This is a genomic window from Bradyrhizobium sp. LA6.1 (assembly GCF_040547805.1).
Lineage (GTDB): Bacteria > Pseudomonadota > Alphaproteobacteria > Rhizobiales > Xanthobacteraceae > Bradyrhizobium > Bradyrhizobium barranii.
Genome location: NZ_JBEPQK010000022.1, coordinates 1 through 18,982, shown reverse-complemented (window position 1 = coordinate 18,982; position 18,982 = coordinate 1). Strand labels below are relative to the sequence as shown.

Here is an 18,982-nt window from a genome sequence, read left to right as displayed (position 1 = left end):
GGCGTGTTAGAAGTTGTTAGGACTTGCGAGCAGGTGCTTGGACGGTATCCCGTTGAAGATACTGTCAATTCAGCGTGCTCAGGAGCTCCCTGGCGGCGACGAGATCGCGGGTCTGGAGGCCTTCTTGGTATCGCGCGACGAGCGGGGCGAGCAGAGCGCGTGCTTCGCCCGCTTGTCCGGCCTGGCGCCAGACCCGGCCGAGGCTGATCGCCCCCCGCAGCTCCCAGCCGAGCGCGCACTGCCGGCGCGAAAGATCGAGCGATTTCCGGAAGCAGCGCTCGGCCTCCGCGGTGTTTCCCGACCGGACGAGGATGTCGCCCTTGACCCGGAGCATCTCCGGCATGTCGAAGGATTCGCCATGATCTGGAATCTGCGCAATGGCATCATTGATCGTGCGCAGGGCCTCGTCCGGCTGGTTCTCCGCCACGAGGCCCTCCGCCAGCGCCGTCGCAAACACCGTCGTCATGATCCGGTGCCGCGTCGCGTACAGCGTGGCCTGGCTGCGGCGAAGATGCTCGATCCCGCCGGCGGTGTCGCCGCGGCGAAGCATGAGCTCGCCCTTCTGGCCGATGCCGACGGCGTGATAGGGACCGAGGAAGTGCCGCGCCGAATGGTCGATCAGCCGCTCGATCAGGATTTCGGCATTGGCCCAGTCGCCGACCCAGAGGAACACGTAGATCGTCCAGATCAGGGAGATGCCGAGGGTGAGGGGTTGTTCGAGCAGTTCGGCCTCGCGAACGGTGTATCTCGCTGCCTCGATCGCGCGATCGGGCCGGCCGGTGAGCCAGAGCCCGCGCGCCAGCGCGACCAGCGCGACGATGCGGTCATCATAACCGAGATGCCCGATGTTCAGCCGCTGCGAGCCGGGATTGTGCACCATCGCGCTCTCGCAGAACTGCACGGCCTTGTCCTGATTGCCGATCAGATGGTGCGCGACGCCCAGCATCCATTCCACGTTCAGCGCGGCGGCAGGATCATTCAGCTTGCGCGCAACGCTCTCGCCCTGCTCGCCGGTGCCGAGCGCGCCGTGAAAATCCCCGACCCTGGTCAGGTAGATGTGCAATCCGCGCAGCAGCCAGAGCTGCCAGTGCAGATCCTCGAGATCCCGCGCAAGCTGAAGACTGCGCGTGAACGCCGACCGGACCGCTTCGGTATTGCCCTGCGTGAACATCACGGAGACGCCGAGCGCGGCCTGCAACGTCATCTCCTGGCGGTGGTCGACCGAATTCGTATCGAGAGAGACCAGCGCCTGCTTCGTCCAGCGATAGCACTCCGTCAGCAATGTCAGTTCGAGGAAAAACTGGGCCGCCGAAGCCGCCAGATCCACGCCGATCGTTCGGTTGGCGCTATCCGAAAAGCTCCAGGTCAGCGCGGCCCTGACATTGGGCAAATGGTCGGCATAGGGAAGGAAGCCGCCCGCGGTCTGCATGCCCGTGGATTTGAGCGCGATGTCGCGCAGGAAGTCGCGGAAATATTCGGCGTGAGCGCGCGCGACACGGGGCGCTTCGCCGTTCTCGACGAGCTTCGCGCCGACGAAGGCGCGGGTGGTGTCGAGCAGACGATAGCGCAGCCGCCGCTCCGCGGGTGAGGTTGCGATCAGCGATTTGGAGAGCAGGTTCGAGATCGCCTCGACCGCCTCGGGCTCGCTGATGCCCTGGCTGAACGCAACGGCGAGCGCGGCCTCCATCGTGAATGGCCCGACGAACACCGACAAACCGCGCAGCGTCGCGCTTTCGGCTGCCGGCAACAGATCATAGCTCCAGGCGAGCGCCGCGCTCAGGGTCTGGTGCCGCGGGATCGCGGTACGGCGTCCCCGCCACAGCAGCGCGAAGCGGCTGTCGAGCAGCGAGGCGGTTCCGGCAATGCCATAGGCGTTAACGCGTCCGGCGGCGAGCTCGATCGCGAGCGCGATGCCGTCCAGTCGCCGGCAGATCTCGGCGACAAGCGGTGCATCCTCCTCGCTCAGTTCGAATTCGCCCAGGCTCTCGGCAATGCGTTCCACGAAGAGCTGGCTTGCGGGATAGGCAAGGATGTCGGCGATGCCGAGCCCGTCGCGCTGGGGCGGGCAGTCCAGCGGAAACAACCGGTGGACGCGTTCGCCTTCGGTGCGAAAGGATTCGCGGCTGGTGGCGAGAATGTGCAGCTCGGGCGCCTCCTGGACGATGTGCTCGGCCAGGGGCGCGAGCTCGTCGATGATGTGCTCACAGCTGTCGAAGATCAGCAGCATCCGGCGGTTGCGCAGCACCGTCAGCAGGCCCGGCATCGGGTCCTCGGAATTGACGGTCAGGCCGAGCGTGGCGGCGATGGTGCTTGGAACGAGCCTGGCATCCGTCAGCGCGCCGAAATCAACGAAGTTGACCTGACCGTCGAAGGCCTCGAGCTCGCGATGCGCGACGGCGAGCGCGACGGAAGTCTTGCCAATCCCGCCGGGGCCGACAATTGTCACGAAGCGATGCTGCGCAAGCTCGGTGGAAATCCGCTCGACCGCGTCGTCTCGTCCGATCATCCTGGCAAGCGGCGGCGGGAGTATGTGAGGCGACGGGACGGCCGGGCCTGTCCGCGTCTCCGACGATTCGGACCGGACCAGCGGGCTCGCGAAGCAATAGCCACGGCCGGGCACGTTGACGACATAGCGGGAGCCTTCGCCGGCATCCCCCAAGGCCTTGCGCAGCGTCGTGATGTGGAAGCGCAGGCTGCCCTCGTCGACCGTCACGTCGGCCCAGACGCGCTTGATCAACTCACGCTTGTCGATGACCTCGCCGGCGCGCTCGACGAGAAAAATGAGGATGTCGAGTGCGCGGCCGCCGAGGTGAAGCGGAACGCCGTCCTTCTCGAGCAGGCGCGACCTTGCGTACAGCCGGAATGGCCCGAAGGAAATCGCCGCATCCTGGTCGTTAGTGTCCACCACGCGCCAATGAATCCAGTGAAGGGGCTGTTGTCCGCATCCTGATCTAGCAGAACGAGGTCATGAGTAAACTGGTCGAAAGTGGCGAAATCGCGCGGCAAGTCATTCGGCCGCACCGGGATGATGCGTGACAAATTTCGCTTAAACGCGAGCGGCTTGGGAAGCGATCGGGACGACCCGTCAGCGTGCTTGACCGTCGAGAGGACGGTCTGGCCGCCAACTTGTGCCGCCGATAATAACAAAATCTTGCAACGTCTAACGAGCAAAACGCGCGCGGTGCATCCAGTATAGGCTTCGAGTTAGGTCCTAGATCCAACGGGGAGGCTATCATGTCCGCTATCGGCCTGGAGACGAGCGACCATTTCGTTCGTTCTCAGCACATTGCCAGCCTTGATGATCAGTCGCGTGATTGGGAACTCGTGCTGCGGGAATCCCACCATCGGATGAAGAACACGTTGACGCTGCTGGGTGCGTCAGTCCGCCGCGACTTCTCGCGGCCGGGTACCAGGGATATGTCGGGCGCGGTGGACCGGTTCGAGCAGCGCATCGTCGCGTTCGGCAGGCTCTATCAGCTCTTGTCCGACATCGACAGTCTGTCCGCCGTCTCCGTCGAGGCCTTCTTCGAAAACCTGTGCGAGGCGCTCTCCGAGGCAGTGCTGGAACCGGCCAGCATCCGCTGCGAGGCCGCGATCGAGAGCGGGGCGCTGCCGGCATCGCAGTGTCATCGGCTGGCGTTGATGCTGACGGAGCTGGTCACGAATGCCGCCAAACATGCCTTCCCGAACAGGAACGATGCGCTGATCCGGATCGAAATGGCCAACCGCGACGGCGCCTGGCTCTGCACGGTGGCTGACAACGGCATCGGCGCGACCGGTCCGCTTCAGGGCACCGGCAGCCGCATCCTTGAAGGGCTCGCACGCAGTATCGACGCGCGGTTGCAGGGCGAGGCGAGCCAGGGCGGCACACGCGTGACGATCGTGATGCCCACTGCCGCTTGAAGCTCGCTTCAATTTCAACTCAGGGAGTTCGACATGGCCACCACCGAAATCGACCCCGACGCCGCGGCGAGGTCTCCGAACACGTCTTGGACATCGCGTGGCGTTGATCTGAAGCTCGAGATCGTCGTCATCCCCGTGTCGGATGTCGACCGCGCCAAGGCGTTCTACACGCGCCTCGGCTGGCGATTGGACGCCGATTTTGCCTCAGGTGACGAATGGCGCGTGATCCAGTTCACGCCGCCGGGTTCGGCCTGTTCTGTGATCTTCGGCAAGAACGTCACACCGGCAGCGCCGGGTTCGGCGCGCGGGCTGTACCTGATCGTCTCCGATCTGGCGGCGGCGCGACAGGATCTGCTCGACCGTGGCATCGCGGTGAGCGCACCATTCCATGGTGCGGGCGACGTTCACGCCGGTCCGGACGAGCCGTATCTGTTCGGCAGCGTCCGGGTCAGCGGTGCTGACCCGAAGCGCGGCAGCTACAGCTCGTTTGCCTCGTTCAGCGATCCCGACGGTAATGGCTGGCTGTTCCAGGAGGTCACGACGCGACTGCCTGGACGCATCGCGGGTGACGGCACGACGTTTGCCTCAACGGCCGATCTGGCCGCAACCCTGCGACGTGCCGCTGTCGCGCATGGTGAGCACGAGAAGCGCATCGGCGGACACGACGAGAACTGGGCGGATTGGTACGCCGACTACATCGTCCGCGAGCAGGCCGGTCAACCGCTGCCCTCCTGAGTTGTAATGAACACATCGCCTGAATTCACAGACAGGGCGCGCGCCGATTGAACTCGTCGCGCGCCGAGTTGCTTCTGCATCGCGCGTATCGTCATCGTCGCTCGCTTTCCTGCATCCCCCGGACTCGCAACGGCTAACGCGGCCTAACAACCGATAACGAGCTAATTGCCAGGACCTGCGCCAATCTCTCTTCACGACGAAACGACGCGTCGATTTCGAATTCGGTTGGCGTCACCGACCAAAGCAGGGGAGATCTGCCATGACAACGCAAGCACGAGCCGACATTCTCAATCCCGACCGCCGTCAATTGCTGAGCCAGGCCGCAATGACCGCGGTTGCCGCCAGCGTGGCGAGCCTGCTGCCGCTGCATCCGGCAAAGGCCGCTGCAAGCGGCGCCATCCGCCCGTTCCGCGTCAGCGTGCCCGAGGAAGATCTGCTTGACCTCCGCCGCCGCCTCGCAGCGACACGCTGGCCCGATCGCGAGATCGTCGCCGACCAATCGCAGGGCGTGCAGCTCACGACGCTTCAGCAACTCGTGCGCCACTGGCAGAACGACTACGACTGGCGCAAGATGGAGGCGCGGCTGAACGCCTTGCCGCAATTCGTCACCGAGATCGACGGCGTCGACATCCACTTCATTCACATCCGCTCCCGCCACGAGAACGCGCTGCCGATGGTCGTCACGCATGGGTGGCCGGGCTCGATCATCGAACAGATGAAGATCGTCGGCCCGCTCACCGACCCCACCGCGCATGGCGCGAAGGCCGCGGATGCATTCGACCTGGTGATCCCCTCGCTTCCCGGCCACGGCTTCTCCGGCAAGCCGACGGAGCTCGGCTGGGATCCCCAGCGCATCGCGCGCGCCTGGATCGTGCTGATGAAGCGCCTCGGCTACAACCGCTACGTGGCGCAGGGCGGCGATTGGGGCAATGCCGTCACCGAGCAGATGGCGGTGATCGCACCGCCGGAGCTCCTCGGCATTCACACCAATATGCCCGCGACCGTTCCCGACGACATCGCTAAGGCGCTTCAGCCCGGCGGGACGCGGCCGTCAAACCTCCCGGCCGATGAGCGCATTGCCTACGACCAGCTCGACGATTTCTACAAGCATGGCCTCGGCTACGCCATCGAGATGTCGAACCGGCCGCAGACGCTCTATGGCCTGGTCGACTCGCCGGCCGGTCTTGCATCCTGGATGCTCGATCACGACGCACGCAGTGCTGCGATGATTGCGCGGGTGTTCGACGGCAAGACCGAAGGCCTGTCGCGGGACGACGTGATCGACAACATCACGCTCTACTGGCTCACCAACACCGCGGTGTCGTCGGCGCGGCTCTACTGGGAGAACAAGCTGGTGTTCTTCGAGCCCAAGCACATCAAGATCCCGGTCGCCGTCAGCGTGTTCCCTGACGAGATCTATGCCGCGCCGCGCAGCTGGGCCGAGAAGGCCTATCCGAAGCTGATGCACTACAACCGCCTCGACAAGGGCGGCCACTTCGCGGCCTGGGAGCAGCCCGCGCTGTTCTCTGCGGAAGTGCGCACCGCGTTCCGCCCGCTGCGCCAGTCGATCTGAACCGAGGCAGGGGACGCGCGCTGCCGTGCGTCCCTTTTCCGAACACAAATATCAGGAGTGCCAACAATGAACCGCCCCGTACAGATCTTCACCACCGAGGACATTCGCCTGGAGCGCCGCCTGCCGACATACTGGCGCGTCACCTTCGACATGCCGCCGGTGAACATCTTCGGCCCAAAGCACCTTCCGCTGCACAACGACATCATCACCGCGATTGAGACCGATCCGGACGTGAAGGTCGTCGTATTCGACAGCGCCGTCGAAGGCTTCTTCATCACGCATTACGACTTCCTGGCGCCGCTTGAGGACTCGCTTCGCGTTCCACCCGGGCCGACCGGCCTGCAGGCGCTGCCCGACATGCTGGTCCGCCTCAGCCGCGCGCCGGTCGTCTCCATTGCCTCGATCCGGGGCCGTGCGACCGGGGTCGGAAGCGAGCTCGCGCTGGCGAGCGACATGCGCTTTGCCAGCCGCGAGAAGGCGATCCTGTCGCAATGGGAGGTCGGTGCGGGACTCGTGCCCGGCGGCGGACCGATGGCCCGGTTGCCGCGGCTGATGGGCCGAGGCCGCGCGCTCGAAGTGTTGCTCGGTGCCGATGACATCCACGGCGATCTCGCCGAGCGTTACGGTTACGTGAACCGTTCGCTGCCGGATGCCGAGCTCGACGGCTTCGTCGAGGCGCTCGCCATGCGCATTGCGTCGTTCGACAAGGAGGCGATCGCAGAGACCAAGCGTCTCGTCGATGTTGCGAGCCTGCCGCCGGATGACGAGATCAAGCCGGAGTGGGACGCGTTCCTGGCCGCGCTCGGCCGTCCCGCCAGCCAGACCCGCATCAAGGCGCTGATGGCGCGCGGCTTCCACCGCGCCGGCGACGTCGAGAACCGGCTCGGCTTCCATGTGGGTCAAATCAGCGGCTAACGGAACCGCTGTGGCGTTCGGCCGGTTGGAGGGGTGACAGGCGGTCGTGCCAATGTCGCTTTCCTCCGCTACCGAGCGCCGGTGCTAAAAACCAACCTGAAAACCAGCAAGGAGAATTGAGATGATCCGCAAGGCAACAGCAGTCTGGAAGGGCACCGGTCGCGACGGCACCGGCCATCTGTCGAGCGAATCCGGTGTGCTCGCCGGCACACCTTATTCGTTCAAGACCCGCTTCGAGAACGAGAAGGGCACCAATCCCGAGGAGTTGATCGCCGCGGCCCATGCCGGTTGCTTTACCATGGCACTGGCCTTCGGCCTTCAGCTCGCCGGCTTCACGCCGGACGAGCTGTCGACGGAAGCCGCCATCACGCTCGAGCCGGAAGGCAAGGGCTTCAAGATCAGCAAGTCGGCACTGACGCTTCGCGCCAAGGTGCCGAACCTTGACGACGCAGGTTTCGCCAAGATCGCCGGCGAGGCCGAGAAGAACTGTCCGGTGTCGAAGGTGCTCAACGCCGCGATCACGCTCGACGCCAAATTGACCTGATCCAACACAGGGAGCGGTGCCATGCCTCGCCAAGATCTGTCTCGCCAAGATCCGCCTCGTCAAGATCTGCCTCGCCAGCATCAGCCGGATGAAGACAGGTTCCGGGCGATTTTGCCCGAGGACATCGCTTGGCAACCGTTCCCTGCGTTCCCGCCGGGCGCGCGGCTGGCGGTGATGGTCGGCCATCCCAATGAACCCGGACCTTACGTGGTCCGGGTGAAGGTGCCCGGGGGCACAAAGCTGATGCCGCACAAGCATCCGGAAGACCGCATCTACACGGTCATGTCAGGTGTGTTCTACATCGGCCTCGGCGAGCGTTTTGATGGCGACCAGGTGAAAGCCTATCCGCCGGGCAGCGTCATCGTGCTGCCCGGCGAGACCTGGCATTTTCACTGGGCGAAGTCCGGCGAATACGTCACACAGGTCTCCGCCATCGGGCCGCTGGGCCTCGAATATCACGATGAGCATGATGACCCGCGCTTGCATCCGGCAGCGGACAAGCGCTGACTATCCCGACGAAACGAATGGAGTATCAGATGACGACAGAGCGCGCAGTTTTGGCCGGAGGCTGCTTCTGGGGCATGCAGGATCTGATCCGCAGGCAACCGGGGGTGATCTCCACCCGTGTCGGTTACACTGGCGGGCATGTGAAGAACGCTACCTACCGCAATCACGAGGGCCACGCCGAGGGGATCGAGATCATCTTCAATCCCGCGAAGACGAGCTTCCGGACCATGCTGGAGTTTTTCTTCCAGATCCACGATCCCACCACGCTCAATCGCCAGGGTAATGATCTGGGCACGAGTTACCGCTCGGCAATCTTCTATACGAGTGACGAGCAGAAGAGAGTCGCGGAAGACACCATCGCCGATGTCGAGGCGTCCGGTCTCTGGCCCGGCAAGGTGGTGACCGAGGTCGCGCCCGCAGCGGAGTTCTGGGAAGCCGAGCCCGAGCATCAGGATTATCTCGAGCGCTATCCCGATGGCTACACCTGCCACTTCATCCGGCCCGACTGGAAGCTGCCGCGGCGTGCGGCCGCCGTGGGAGGCTAAGCGGATTGTCGCGTAAGGCCGCCGAGGGCCTTTTGACGAGGAGTGCAAATGTGCGAACTCCCCTCATCGTACGATCACGAGAATTCCTCGCGGCTCAACGCGCCTCCGGCCGGCGTCGGCAGATCACAGCCACCGCCTTGCGGGCAATCTCCCTCAGATCGGCGCGGCGTGCGCCGGCGCGGGCGCGGATGGCGATCGTCTGCATCGTGGCGGCGGCAAGGATTGCAAGTGCAGCCGGATCGGCCTCGCGATCCAGCTCGCCCTTCTCTTGGGCCAGGCGGAAGCGGGCCTCGAAATCGGCATCGATCGCGCGCAGTCCCGTCGCAACGCTGCTCCGGATCGCCGCATCCTCGGCGACTTCGGTCACCGCGGTTCCGACCACGAAGCAGCCGCGCGCTGATCCCTTGCCGGAAAAGTAGATCGACAGCGCCGCATCATAGGCCAGCATCAGCGCTTCGTCCAAGGGATGGTCCCCTGCGAGAGCCTCGCGCGTTGCCGCGAGGCTGATCTCCCAATAGCGCGCCAACGCCTCGAGATAGAGCGCGTGCTTGTTGCCGAACACCGCGTAGAGGCTCGGTGGGCTCATGCCGGTCGCGGCCGCGACCTTGTCCAGGGACGTGCCGGAATAGCCCGTCCTCCAGAACGTTTCCGTGGCCCGTTTGAGGGCCGTCTCAGTGTCGTAGGCGGGTGGCCGTCCCCGGCGCGCAGGCCCCGTCTCGCTCTTTTTCCGTGCCATGTCGTCCGAACCTGGTTGCCATGTTCCACACGTATATTTGTATGGATCGTTATAAAAATCAATGGCCGCGCGGCTTGATCGCCGCATCGGGGTACAATATTTGTAACGAACGTTAGCAAATGAGATAAGGACGAGGACGATGGGTTGGAACTTTGCGCCAATCGCCGGCTGGCTGGGCGATCGCAGCTTCCGCGGGAGCGAGGCTGCTGCGCCGTTGTTCGGAGCGGATCTTGCCAGGCGGCTGCGCCGGCCCCTGATGCTCGTGGTGCCCGCCGCGGCTGCCGTGTTCGGCGCCTTCATGTATCTGGCGCAGGAACAATTTGTCTCGACCGACGATGCGTTCGTGCGCGCCGCGAAAGTCACCATCAACGCGCGGGTGTCGGGCCAGGCGGTCGAGATCGCCGTGCGCGACAATGAGCGTGTCCGGCAGGGCCAGGTCCTGTTTCGAATTGACCCGGAGCCCTACCAGATCGCCGTCGATCAGGCCGAGGCCCGGCTCGGCAGCGCGCGGCTCCAGATCGACTCCCTCAAGGCGACCTACCGCCAGCAGCAGGCGGAGCTGCAATCGGCGAAGGACTCGGCCTCTTTCGACGAGCGCGAGTTCGACCGCAAGAGGATGCTGGTCGCCTCCGACTTCACGCCGCGTGCGGTCTACGAGCGGGCCGAGACCGATCTCAAGGTCGCGCGCCATCGGATGGCATCGATCGAACAGCAGATCGCCAATACGGTCGTCGCGCTCAACGGTGACCCCGACATCGATGTCGACCGCCACCCGACGGTCCGCGCGGCCAGGGCGCAGCTCGATCGCGCGCGGCTCGATCTCTCCTACGCCACGGTGAGGGCTCCCGACGACGGTATCGTGACCAAGGTCGACGATCTGCAGATCGGCGGTTTCGTCAACGCAGGCGCGCCCACGTTCTCACTGATGTCGAGCCGGGACGTCTGGATCGAGGCGAATTTTCGTGAGACGGGCCTGACCCACATGCGGCCGGGCCAGGAGGCGACGATCGACGTCGACGCCTATCCGGATCGAAAATTCAAGGCGCATATCGTCAGCATGAGTCCCGGCACCGGGTCGGACTTCTCGATCCTGCCACCGGAGAATGCGACCGGGAATTGGGTCAAGGTCGTGCAGCGGCTGCCGGTGCGCCTCGAGCTCGACGATCCCGATTCGACCCGGCCACTGTTCTCCGGCATCAGCGTGACGGCGCGGGTCGACACCGGCCATCGTCGCAACTGGCTGCATCTGCTCCAGCCTGCGCTTGCGACGGAGGTCAAATGAGTACGCCCCTCCCATCGACCGCGACCGGCGGTCATCATGCAATCTCGGCGGCCGCCCTGATGGCGACCTACATGCAGGCCGTCAACATTTCGATACCGAACGCCGCGCTGCCGCACATCCAGGCCACGCTCTCGATGGCCAATGACGAGGTCGGCTGGGTGTTCTCCTCGTATATCGCTGCCAGCGCGGTGACCATGTCGATCACGCAATGGCTCGCGGGACGCTACGGCCGCAAGGCTGTCTATCAGGCAGCCCTTGCCGTCTTCACGCTTGGTCTTGTCCTCGACACGCTGGCAACGACGTCGATCCAGTTCGTGCTGGCGCGGATTCTCCAGGGCGCGGCGAGCGGACCACTTGCGCCGCTCTCATTGGCGATTCTGCTGGAGGCGACGCCGGCGGCGCGACAAGCGCGCATGGGTCTGGCATTGACGGTCTGCTCGCTGCTCGGCATCAGCACCGGCCCCGCTCTTGGTGGCTGGCTCAGCGAATATTACGGCTGGCCGTCGATCTTCTATGTCAGCCTGCCCATGACGGCCTTCATAGCCCTGACGATGGCCCTGTTGCTGGGCGAGAAGCGGGCAGAGCGGAGCCAGCCCTTCGACGTCTTCGGCCTGACGACCTTCTCCGCCGGCATGATCGGGCTGCAGATGCTGCTGGATCGCGGCGAGCGCCTCGAATGGTTCGCCTCGACGGAGATCTGGGTCGAAGCGATCGCCTCGGTCCTGGGATTCTATCTCTTCATCGTGCACGTTCTGACGAAGAAGGAACATTTTCTCCGCACGGCGCTGTTCAGGGATCGCAATCTCGTCCTCTCGACGGTGATCTCCTTTGCGCTCGGCTTCGTCCTGCTGCCGACATTGGCATTGACGTCCCCGATGCTGGAGGAGTTGCTCAACTATCCTGTCGACACCACCGGCTACATGAGCATTCCACGCGGCGTGGCGCTGGTGGGAGCGCTCGTGCTGACGAGCCTGGTTCCGGGACAGGTCGACTACCGGCCGTTCCTCATGGGTGGAATGGCGCTGGTGGTCTATGCCAACTGGCTGATGCTCGGCTATTCGCCGGCGATGGATTGGCGGCCGGTCGTCGAAGCAGGTTTCCTCCAGGGCGCTGGTCTCGGCATGTTGTTGCCGGCGCTGGTGAGGGCCGCGTTCGGAACGCTCGATCCGAAGCTTCGCCCTGAAGGCAGTGCGCTGATCAACCTGTCGCGCCTTTATGGCAGCACCATCGGCATCGCGGTGGTCCAGCTCTTCTTCTATGCCAACACCCAGGCCGTGCATATCGCGCTCGCCAAGCATCTCACGCCTTATCGTGTCGCGGCGAATGTCACGGGCCCGATCGGGAAGTCAGGTCTCGCCGCCCTCAACGGCATGGTCACGCGCCAGGCGGCCACGGTTGCGGTCATCGATCAGTTCGAGATCCTGATGTTCGCCATGCTCGTCGTGATCCCGCTGGTGTTCTTTCTTCGTAGGCCGCGTCCCGCCGGCTAACGCCGGAGAGTCGTGAAATCTGTCGGCAATCTCGATCGCTTCCTCCGCATCGCGCGGCTAGCAGTCAACAAGGAGTATCACCATGACGACCTCGGATTCACTTCGTTACACGAGAATTCCCACGCATGAGTCCGTGACGATTCCCGCAGTCGGATTTGGCACGCTCATTCCCGATCCGCACGTGACCCGGCAGGCCACCAGGGCTGCATTGGAGGCCGGATTTCGACATCTCGATTGTGCCGAGCGCTATCGCAATGAAGCGGCCGTCGGCGACGCGATGCAGGATGCGTTCAGGGCGGGCACGCTTCGGCGCCAGGACCTGTTCGTTACGACGAAGCTATGGAACACCAATCATCGACCGGAGCGGGTCAGGCCTGCTTTCGACGCCAGTCGCCAGCGGCTGCAACTCGACGAGATCGACTGCTACATCATCCATACCCCCTTCGCCTTTCAACCCGGCGACGAGCAGGACCCGAGGGATGCGAGTGGCCATGTCATCTATGATTCAGGCGTGACGTTGGCGGAGACATGGGGGGCACTGGAGCGCCTCGTCGACGAGGGGCACTGCAAGTCGATCGGGCTGTCGGACATCACCTTGGAGAAGCTGCGCGAGATCGTCGAGGTCGCGCGGATCAGGCCTGCCATGGTGCAGGTCGAATCGCATCCCTACCTGCCCGAATGGGACCTGCTCGACTTCTGTCGGGAGCATGGAATTGTCCTGCAGGCGTTTGCCGCGCTGGGACACGCCATGAAGCCGAACCTCCTCGCTGATCCTGTGATCACCGCCATCGCGGAGCGCCTGCGCAAGACGCCAGCTCAGGTCGCCCTGGCCTGGGCCGTCCAGCGCGGCACGGCTTTCCTGACGACCTCGACCAATCCTCGGCGGATCGAGGAAAACTTCGATATTTCGACGCTGCCTGAAGACTCCATGCGGGAGATGCGGGACCACATCACGACGAATGTCCGCTTCAACACAGTGGTCGAGACCGGCGTGCCCGGATTCATTCCGCGGGCAGGATGAAGCGAGCGCTGTGGTACGAAGACCGAAGGCCTTCGGCCGGCCTCGTCAAGTCCGGAGTTGCGCGATCAAATCGCGCGCGCTGCGGATATCGGCGATGCCGGCGCCCTCGCTGAACGCCCCGCATGCACGTTCGAGAATTGCCAGGGCCTCTGCACTCTGGCCGGCTCCGATCATGAATCGCGCGAGGCTGATCGCACCGCGCAGCTCCCAGAATCGCGCGCCCTGCTGGTTGGCAATGTCCATGGCCTCGCGAAAGCGCGCCTCGGCGTCCCCCGCATGCCGCGGGCTCTTGAGCAACAATTCGCCCTTGATGCGCATCAGTTCCGGCAGATACCACAGCTCCTGCCGGTCGTTGCAGCGGGTCAGGACGTCCTCGATCACGTCGAGGCCACGGTCGACCTGGTGGGCCTCGCCGGAACATGCGGCGAGTTCGCCGAGCAGCGGAAGAAAGCGCGGCAGGAAACGCGCATCGCCGGCGCGATTGAGCTCTTCGCGCAGCAGCGGCAGGCCGGTCGCGACATCGCCACGCCTTACGACGACCGCCGCGTTGAAGGCCCGTGCCCACAGGCCCCACAGCCGGATGGCGTGGCGCTCGGTGTGTTCGAGCAGCTCGGCGCCGTGGCGCTCCGCGGCCTCGAAATCGCCGGACCAGAAGGCGATCGGGCAGGCGGCTTGCCCCAGCACGCTGCAGAAAGTCAGCGCGTGGCCGTTGGCGCGACCTTCCTCGATGTTTCGGGCGGCGAGCGCCTGGGCCTGATCGGCGAGGCCCTGAAGCCACAGGATGCGGGCCCGGAAATATTGCGTCGATATCCTGAGGTCGAGCGGGAAGATCTTCGGCTTCTCCGCCAGCACATGCAGCGACGCGTTCACGCGCTCGATGCGCAGCCGTGCGTCGTTCTGATCGCCGAGATAATGCAGCGCCACCGCCATCAGCCGGTCGCCCAGCATGAGATCGGTCCTGTCCGGCGAGTTCGCCGCTGCATTCGCAAACCGGTCGGCGAGCGCGCGGGCCTTGCCGAACTGTCCGTTGTTGAACTGGTCGATGCACAGGCCCCAGAGCGCGCGCAGCCGGAAGTCCTTGTCGTCGAGCCTGTCAGCCAGCTCCAGGGTCGTCTCGAGGATCGGACGCGCCTCGCGGGCGCGGCCCTCGCCATACATCAGCGACCAGCCGAGCGCCGACAGGAGTTGCATGCGAATGCGATCATCGCCGCCGCCGTCGCCGAGCGCGGTGAGCGCCGTCTTGGCGCGCTCGCGGCATTCGGCGAACAGGGACAGGCGGACCCATAGCGTGACGGCAGCCGCCGTCAGCGCGATCCCGAGTGCAGCGTCGCCGTCGGGCCCGAAGGCCCAGTTCAATGCGGCGCGCACATTGTCCAGCTCCGCGCCATAGATGCTCAGCCATTCCGGCAGCGGCGTCGATGTATCGGCCTCCGCGCGCTCGAAGAAGTCGCGGAAATGCTCTGCATGACGGCGCGCGAACTGACTGGTCTCGCCGAGCTCGTTCAGCTTTCCATGCGCATAGGTGCGTGTGGTGTCGAGCAGGCGATAGCGCAGCGTTCGCGAGCCGGATGGCGAGATCAGCGATTTGGTGACGAGGCTGTCGATCGCCTCCAGCGTTTCGGACGCGCCGAGGCCGTCGCCGGCGGCCACCGCGGCAGCCGCCTCCGGCGCGAAGGCCCCGGCAAAGACCGACAGGCGTCGCAGCGTGGCACTCTCGGCGGGAGGTAGCAGATCGTAGCTCCAGTCGAGCGCCGCGGCGAGCGTCTGGTGTCGTGGCACGGCGGTGCGCCGACCCCGCCACTGCAACGAGAAGCGGCTGTCGAGCAGCGACGCCGTGCCGGCAATACCGTACGCATTGACACGGCCGGCCGCGAGCTCGATCGCAAGCGCAATGCCGTCGAGGCGCCGGCAAATGCTCGCGACGAGCGGCGCTTCTTCCGCACTGAGCTGGAACGGACCCGAGCTCTGCGCAATGCGCTCGACGAAGAGCTGGGCCGCGGGGTAAGTGAGGACCTCGGCGACACCCAGGTCCTCGCGCTCCGGCGGGCAATCCAGCGGGAACAGGCGGAAAATCCTTTCGCCGTCGCTCCGGAACGACTCGCGGCTGGTTGCGAGAACGCGAAGCTGCGGTGCGTCGCGAACGATGCGCTCGACGAGCGGTGCCAACGCATCCAGCACATGCTCGCAGCTGTCGAAGATCAGCACGGCTGGGCCGGTCTTCAGAAATGTCAGCAGGGCCGGCGTCGGATCCTCCGCGCTGATGGTCAGTCCCAGTGCGGAGGCGATGGTGGTCGCGATGTGGCTGGCATCTCTCAGCGGACCGAAGTCGACGAAGAATACGCGCCCGCCGAAATCCGCCGATCTGCGATGCCCGACGGTGACGGCGACGGCGGTCTTGCCGATGCCGCCGGGGCCGACCACCGTCATGAAGCGATGCAGCGAAAGCCCGTTCGATATCTTCTCGACGATCTCCTCCCGTCCGACCATTTTCGAGAGCGGCGAGGGAAGGGAACGGGGAGGTGCGATATTCACGGCGGGCTGAGCGGCCGGCGGGGCCGCGTGAGCGAGCGAGGCGACAAAGCAGTAGCCGCGGCCGGGCACATTGACGACATAACGGGCCGACTTGCCGGTATCGCCCAGCGCCTTGCGCAGTGCCGCGACGTGGAAGCGCAGGCTGCCCTCGTCGACATTGACGTCGGCCCAGATGCGCTTGACCAGCTCTCTCTTGTCGATGACTTCGCCGGGGCGCTCGGCGAGGAAGATCAGAATATCGAGCGCGCGGCCGCCGACGTGAAGCGGCGAGCCCTCCTTCTCCAAGAGCCGCGACTTCGGAAATAGTCGAAATGGCCCAAAAGAAATGGCCGAGTCTTCGGTACGATCTGGCACGCGCCATTGCCCCCGCAACGGGAGTCAAAATGTATTACTTTTTGGTCTATCAGAACGAGGCGTACAGTAAACTGGCCGAAAGCAGTGGGCAGAGCTGGTAGCCCTGCGCGCATGGCTTCGATCGGTCGGTCCGCCGAAATAACCCTTAAGACGTAAAGGGTTATGGTGACATGACAAGGCGATGACACCGGTGCTCTCACCCGGATGGCGAATTGACGGCGGTAGCAGATTGCTGAGACTGCATGGTTCGGGAGCCGGTCCCGCCTTGACAGTGACCACCGACTTCCGGAATTCGAACATGGCTTCCTTCTCGCGGCGACGATTCGTCCATGCGCTATCGGGCGCAGCGGCGCTGGCGGCGATCCCGCGCAGCGGACAAACCGCTGATTATCCGTCTCGTCCCATTCGCCTCGTGCTTCCGTATGGTGCCGGCGGAGCGGGGGATCAGATCGGGCGTCCCTGGGTGGACAAGATGTCATCGCTGCTTGGGCCGACCTTCGTGGAGTATATCGGCGGTGCGGGCGGCGCGATCGGGGCTGCGACGGTCGCGCGCGAGGAGCCCGACGGCTATTCGCTGCTGCTCGGCAATGGTAGCACCCAGGTCATCATTCCCCTGACCTCGAAAAATCCCGGCTATTCGGTCGACGATTTTCGCGCCATCTATCGCTTGATCAGCACCGCGCTGGTTTTCGCGGTCCATCCGTCGGTGCCTGCCGCGGATCTGCGTGAGCTGATTGCCTACGCTAGGGATAATCCGGGAAAACTGTCCTACGGGACACCAGGCATCGGCACTGGCAACCATCTGGTCGGCGAATCCTTCAAGCAGCAGGCCGGCGCGCTGGACATCGTCCACGTGCCGTATCGGGGCATTTCGCAGGCGACCAACGACCTCGCCGGTGGCCAGATATCGCTCGTCATCGGCGTCATGTCCGACCAGTTGAAGCAACTGGGCGAGGCCGGGAAGGTCAGGCTGCTGGCGGTCACCAGCGAAAAGCGGTTGAGCGGCGCGCCGGAGATTCCGACCGCGGTCGAATCCGGCATGCCGGATCTCCGCTATGAGGGCTGGTTCGGCATCTTCGCACCCAGGCACACCGACGATGCGATCATCGACCGGATCGCACAGGCGACGCTGGTCGCGATGGCCGATCCGGCGATGCAGGCAAACTACCGTGCCCAGGGCATCGAGCCCGACATCGATTCGAGTCCCTACAAATTCCAGCGCATCATCGACGTGACGACGGCAAGCCTGGCGCCCGTGATCAAGTCGATCGGGCTGAGCAATTTGTGAGGCCGCTCAGGCCTCCACGCGCGACGTCTGCCGGCCCTCCGCCGTGACCATGCGCGCCGACAGCGCGACGAGACACATCAGCGCGGCCAGCAGCCAGAACGCTGTCGGCAATCCGCCAAGCCGTGCGACGAAGCCGACGCCGGCGGGACCGATGAGGATGCCCGCGTAGCCTGCGGTCGTGATGGCGGCGACGGCGAGCCCCGTGGGCATCACGGTCTGCCTGGCCGCCCGGCGGAACAGCACGGGCACGAGGTTCGATGCACCGAGGCCGATCAGCAGGAAGCCACCGATGGCGACCGCCGCTACGTGAGCCCTGAGCAGGACTACGAAGCCCGCGATCGCAATGATGCTGCCCCAGAACAATGTCGCGCGATCCCCGATGCGTGCGACGACGGCGTCGCCGCCGAGCCGCCCCGCGGTCATCGCGATCGAGAACACGATGTAGCCGATCCCGCCTTGCACTTCCGAGACGAGGCCGGCGCCGATGACGAGCAGCGCGCCCCAATCGAGCATCGCGCCCTCGACGAGGAAAGTGATGGCGGCGAGCAGCGCCAGCAGGAGCACGGAGCCATGCGGCAGCACGAAGAGCGGTCCGTCCTGCACCTGCACCGAACGAAGCAGGCGCGGCCAGGCCGCCAGCATCGCGACCAGCATCAGCATGGAGCAGATCAGCGTGCAGGCGAGCGCGCCGAGTTGCAACGAGAGCAGCGCAGTCATCAAGGCGGATCCCGCGAAGCCGCCGATGCTGAACAGCGCGTGGAAGCCGGACATCAGCGGGCGGCCCGCGTCGCGCTCCACCTCGACCGCATGGATGTTCATGGCGACGTCGATGGAGCCGAGCGCGGCGCCGAAAGCGAACAGGGCCAGCGCCAGCGTTGCCGGCGAGCTCGCGATCGCCAGCAGGGGCAGCGCCAGGGCCAGACCGAGTCCGCCCGCGATGATGATCGGCTTGCTGCCGTAGCGCGCGCTCATGACTCCGGTCAGAAGCATCGCGACGACCGAGCCGATGCCGAGGCTGAGCAGGAGCAATCCAAGAACGCCGTCATCGACGCCGAGCCCCGTCTTTGCGAATGGCACCAGCGGCGCCCAGCATGCGATGCCGAAGCCCGCGACGAGAAAGGCGAGCCGCGTCGCGAGGCGCGTTGCCGGCCGGTCGGCAGAATGCATGGGAACTCCGGGGAAGCAGGGCGGGGCGGATCGACAAGCCCTGAGATTGCTGCGCCTTTATGTCCGAGGCGTGCTCGAATTGTCGCAGATAGTGCTCAAGAACGGCGCGACGTCAACCTGGGTTCCGAAGCGTGTTGCGTTCGGGACGATATTCGTAAGCGCGCCGCCGGATTCGCGAGCGCGCCGCCGGGCCCGGCCGTCGGGCAAAACACCGGGTCATTCCGATCTGCGCCGGTGTCAAGTTGCGCTTGCAATAATATTCCACTTTACCGAAATTCGGAATTGGCGTATGTGCCGCCCATCCCGGCTCACCAAGAGGGGCGATCTTGTGTCGTCACTGTCGCGAGCCGGGCTTGCGGTGGACGCGACAGCGTCGGGCGCGAGAGGTCG

At 64.9% G+C, this 18,982-nt stretch carries 15 protein-coding genes; 11 read left to right on the top strand and 4 right to left on the bottom strand.

The genetic code is table 11. The annotated features are described in order from the left end of the window. Positions 1–64 precede the first annotated feature (64 nt). Positions 65–2,908, bottom strand: a complete 2,844-nt coding sequence (locus ABIB99_RS37240; protein WP_354180587.1) for an ATP-binding protein — start codon at positions 2,906–2,908, stop codon at positions 65–67. 326 nt (positions 2,909–3,234) lie between these two features. On the opposite strand from ABIB99_RS37240, the gene ABIB99_RS37235 reads away from it, so the two are divergent. The 7 genes from ABIB99_RS37235 to msrA all read left to right on the top strand — a co-directional run bounded on the left by ABIB99_RS37235 (position 3,235) and on the right by msrA (position 8,722). Beyond that, a complete protein-coding gene (locus ABIB99_RS37235; protein ID WP_354180585.1) occupies positions 3,235–3,903 on the top strand; it encodes a sensor histidine kinase in 669 nt (222 codons plus the stop codon). A 33-nt stretch (positions 3,904–3,936) separates the two neighbouring features. Then, positions 3,937–4,638 (top strand): VOC family protein, encoded by a 702-nt coding sequence (locus tag ABIB99_RS37230; protein WP_354180583.1) that lies wholly within the window; start codon positions 3,937–3,939, stop codon positions 4,636–4,638. A 259-nt stretch (positions 4,639–4,897) separates the two neighbouring features. Then, positions 4,898–6,211, top strand: a complete 1,314-nt coding sequence (locus ABIB99_RS37225) for an epoxide hydrolase family protein (RefSeq protein ID WP_354180581.1) — start codon at positions 4,898–4,900, stop codon at positions 6,209–6,211. A gap of 66 nt (positions 6,212–6,277) precedes the next feature. Continuing rightward, complete coding sequence (locus ABIB99_RS37220; protein WP_354180579.1) at positions 6,278–7,126, top strand: enoyl-CoA hydratase/isomerase family protein; 849 nt, start codon at positions 6,278–6,280, stop codon at positions 7,124–7,126. A gap of 121 nt (positions 7,127–7,247) precedes the next feature. Then, entirely contained in the window at positions 7,248–7,670 is a 423-nt protein-coding gene (locus ABIB99_RS37215; RefSeq protein ID WP_014493564.1) for an OsmC family protein, read from the top strand. 21 nt (positions 7,671–7,691) lie between these two features. Next, positions 7,692–8,177 (top strand): cupin domain-containing protein, encoded by a 486-nt coding sequence (locus ABIB99_RS37210; protein ID WP_354180576.1) that lies wholly within the window; start codon positions 7,692–7,694, stop codon positions 8,175–8,177. Positions 8,178–8,206: 29 nt separating this feature from the next. Further along, positions 8,207–8,722 (top strand): peptide-methionine (S)-S-oxide reductase MsrA, encoded by a 516-nt coding sequence (gene msrA, locus ABIB99_RS37205; RefSeq protein WP_071917299.1) that lies wholly within the window; start codon positions 8,207–8,209, stop codon positions 8,720–8,722. Between the two features lie 94 nt (positions 8,723–8,816). On the opposite strand, the gene ABIB99_RS37200 is transcribed toward msrA, so the two are convergent. After that, positions 8,817–9,458 carry a TetR/AcrR family transcriptional regulator gene (locus tag ABIB99_RS37200; RefSeq protein WP_354180574.1) on the bottom strand — a complete coding sequence of 214 codons (642 nt, stop codon included), beginning with the start codon at positions 9,456–9,458 and terminating at the stop codon, positions 8,817–8,819. A gap of 139 nt (positions 9,459–9,597) precedes the next feature. Between ABIB99_RS37200 and ABIB99_RS37195 the strand changes: the two genes are divergently transcribed. The 3 genes from ABIB99_RS37195 (at position 9,598) to ABIB99_RS37185 (ending at position 13,251) form a co-directional block, all read left to right on the top strand. Beyond that, entirely contained in the window at positions 9,598–10,740 is a 1,143-nt protein-coding gene (locus tag ABIB99_RS37195) for an HlyD family secretion protein (RefSeq protein ID WP_354180572.1), read from the top strand. Beyond that, the gene (locus tag ABIB99_RS37190) at positions 10,737–12,230 is read left to right on the top strand and encodes an MDR family MFS transporter (protein WP_354180570.1); all 1,494 of its coding nucleotides are present in this window, start codon (positions 10,737–10,739) and stop codon (positions 12,228–12,230) included. The genes ABIB99_RS37195 and ABIB99_RS37190 overlap by 4 nt, the downstream gene beginning before the upstream one ends. 82 nt (positions 12,231–12,312) lie before the next feature. Next, the gene (locus tag ABIB99_RS37185; RefSeq protein WP_354180568.1) at positions 12,313–13,251 is read left to right on the top strand and encodes an aldo/keto reductase; all 939 of its coding nucleotides are present in this window, start codon (positions 12,313–12,315) and stop codon (positions 13,249–13,251) included. Between the two features lie 45 nt (positions 13,252–13,296). Here the strand turns inward: ABIB99_RS37185 and ABIB99_RS37180 are convergent, their stop codons facing one another. Then, positions 13,297–16,137 (bottom strand): ATP-binding protein, encoded by a 2,841-nt coding sequence (locus tag ABIB99_RS37180; RefSeq protein ID WP_354180566.1) that lies wholly within the window; start codon positions 16,135–16,137, stop codon positions 13,297–13,299. Between the two features lie 298 nt (positions 16,138–16,435). Between ABIB99_RS37180 and ABIB99_RS37175 the strand changes: the two genes are divergently transcribed. After that, entirely contained in the window at positions 16,436–17,425 is a 990-nt protein-coding gene (locus tag ABIB99_RS37175; protein WP_354180564.1) for a Bug family tripartite tricarboxylate transporter substrate binding protein, read from the top strand. Between the two features lie 6 nt (positions 17,426–17,431). Here ABIB99_RS37175 and ABIB99_RS37170 read toward each other — a convergent pair whose 3' ends face one another. Beyond that, positions 17,432–18,592: an MFS transporter gene (locus ABIB99_RS37170; RefSeq protein ID WP_354180562.1), complete on the bottom strand. Its 1,161-nt coding sequence runs from the start codon at positions 18,590–18,592 to the stop codon at positions 17,432–17,434. Positions 18,593–18,982: the final 390 nt, after the last annotated feature.

Bases quoted from the DNA above. Each gene is read 5' to 3' on its own strand.
- ABIB99_RS37235 (WP_354180585.1), top strand. From the start codon at position 3,235: ATGTCCGCTATCGGCCTGGAGACGAGCGACCATTTCGTTCGTTCTCAG.
- ABIB99_RS37230 (WP_354180583.1), top strand. From the start codon at position 3,937: ATGGCCACCACCGAAATCGACCCCGACGCCGCGGCGAGGTCTCCGAAC.
- ABIB99_RS37225 (WP_354180581.1), top strand. From the start codon at position 4,898: ATGACAACGCAAGCACGAGCCGACATTCTCAATCCCGACCGCCGTCAA.
- ABIB99_RS37220 (WP_354180579.1), top strand. From the start codon at position 6,278: ATGAACCGCCCCGTACAGATCTTCACCACCGAGGACATTCGCCTGGAG.
- ABIB99_RS37215 (WP_014493564.1), top strand. From the start codon at position 7,248: ATGATCCGCAAGGCAACAGCAGTCTGGAAGGGCACCGGTCGCGACGGC.
- ABIB99_RS37210 (WP_354180576.1), top strand. From the start codon at position 7,692: ATGCCTCGCCAAGATCTGTCTCGCCAAGATCCGCCTCGTCAAGATCTG.
- msrA (WP_071917299.1), top strand. From the start codon at position 8,207: ATGACGACAGAGCGCGCAGTTTTGGCCGGAGGCTGCTTCTGGGGCATG.
- ABIB99_RS37200 (WP_354180574.1), bottom strand. From the start codon at position 9,458: ATGGCACGGAAAAAGAGCGAGACGGGGCCTGCGCGCCGGGGACGGCCA.
- ABIB99_RS37195 (WP_354180572.1), top strand. From the start codon at position 9,598: ATGGGTTGGAACTTTGCGCCAATCGCCGGCTGGCTGGGCGATCGCAGC.
- ABIB99_RS37190 (WP_354180570.1), top strand. From the start codon at position 10,737: ATGAGTACGCCCCTCCCATCGACCGCGACCGGCGGTCATCATGCAATC.
- ABIB99_RS37185 (WP_354180568.1), top strand. From the start codon at position 12,313: ATGACGACCTCGGATTCACTTCGTTACACGAGAATTCCCACGCATGAG.
- ABIB99_RS37175 (WP_354180564.1), top strand. From the start codon at position 16,436: ATGGCTTCCTTCTCGCGGCGACGATTCGTCCATGCGCTATCGGGCGCA.
- ABIB99_RS37170 (WP_354180562.1), bottom strand. From the start codon at position 18,592: ATGCATTCTGCCGACCGGCCGGCAACGCGCCTCGCGACGCGGCTCGCC.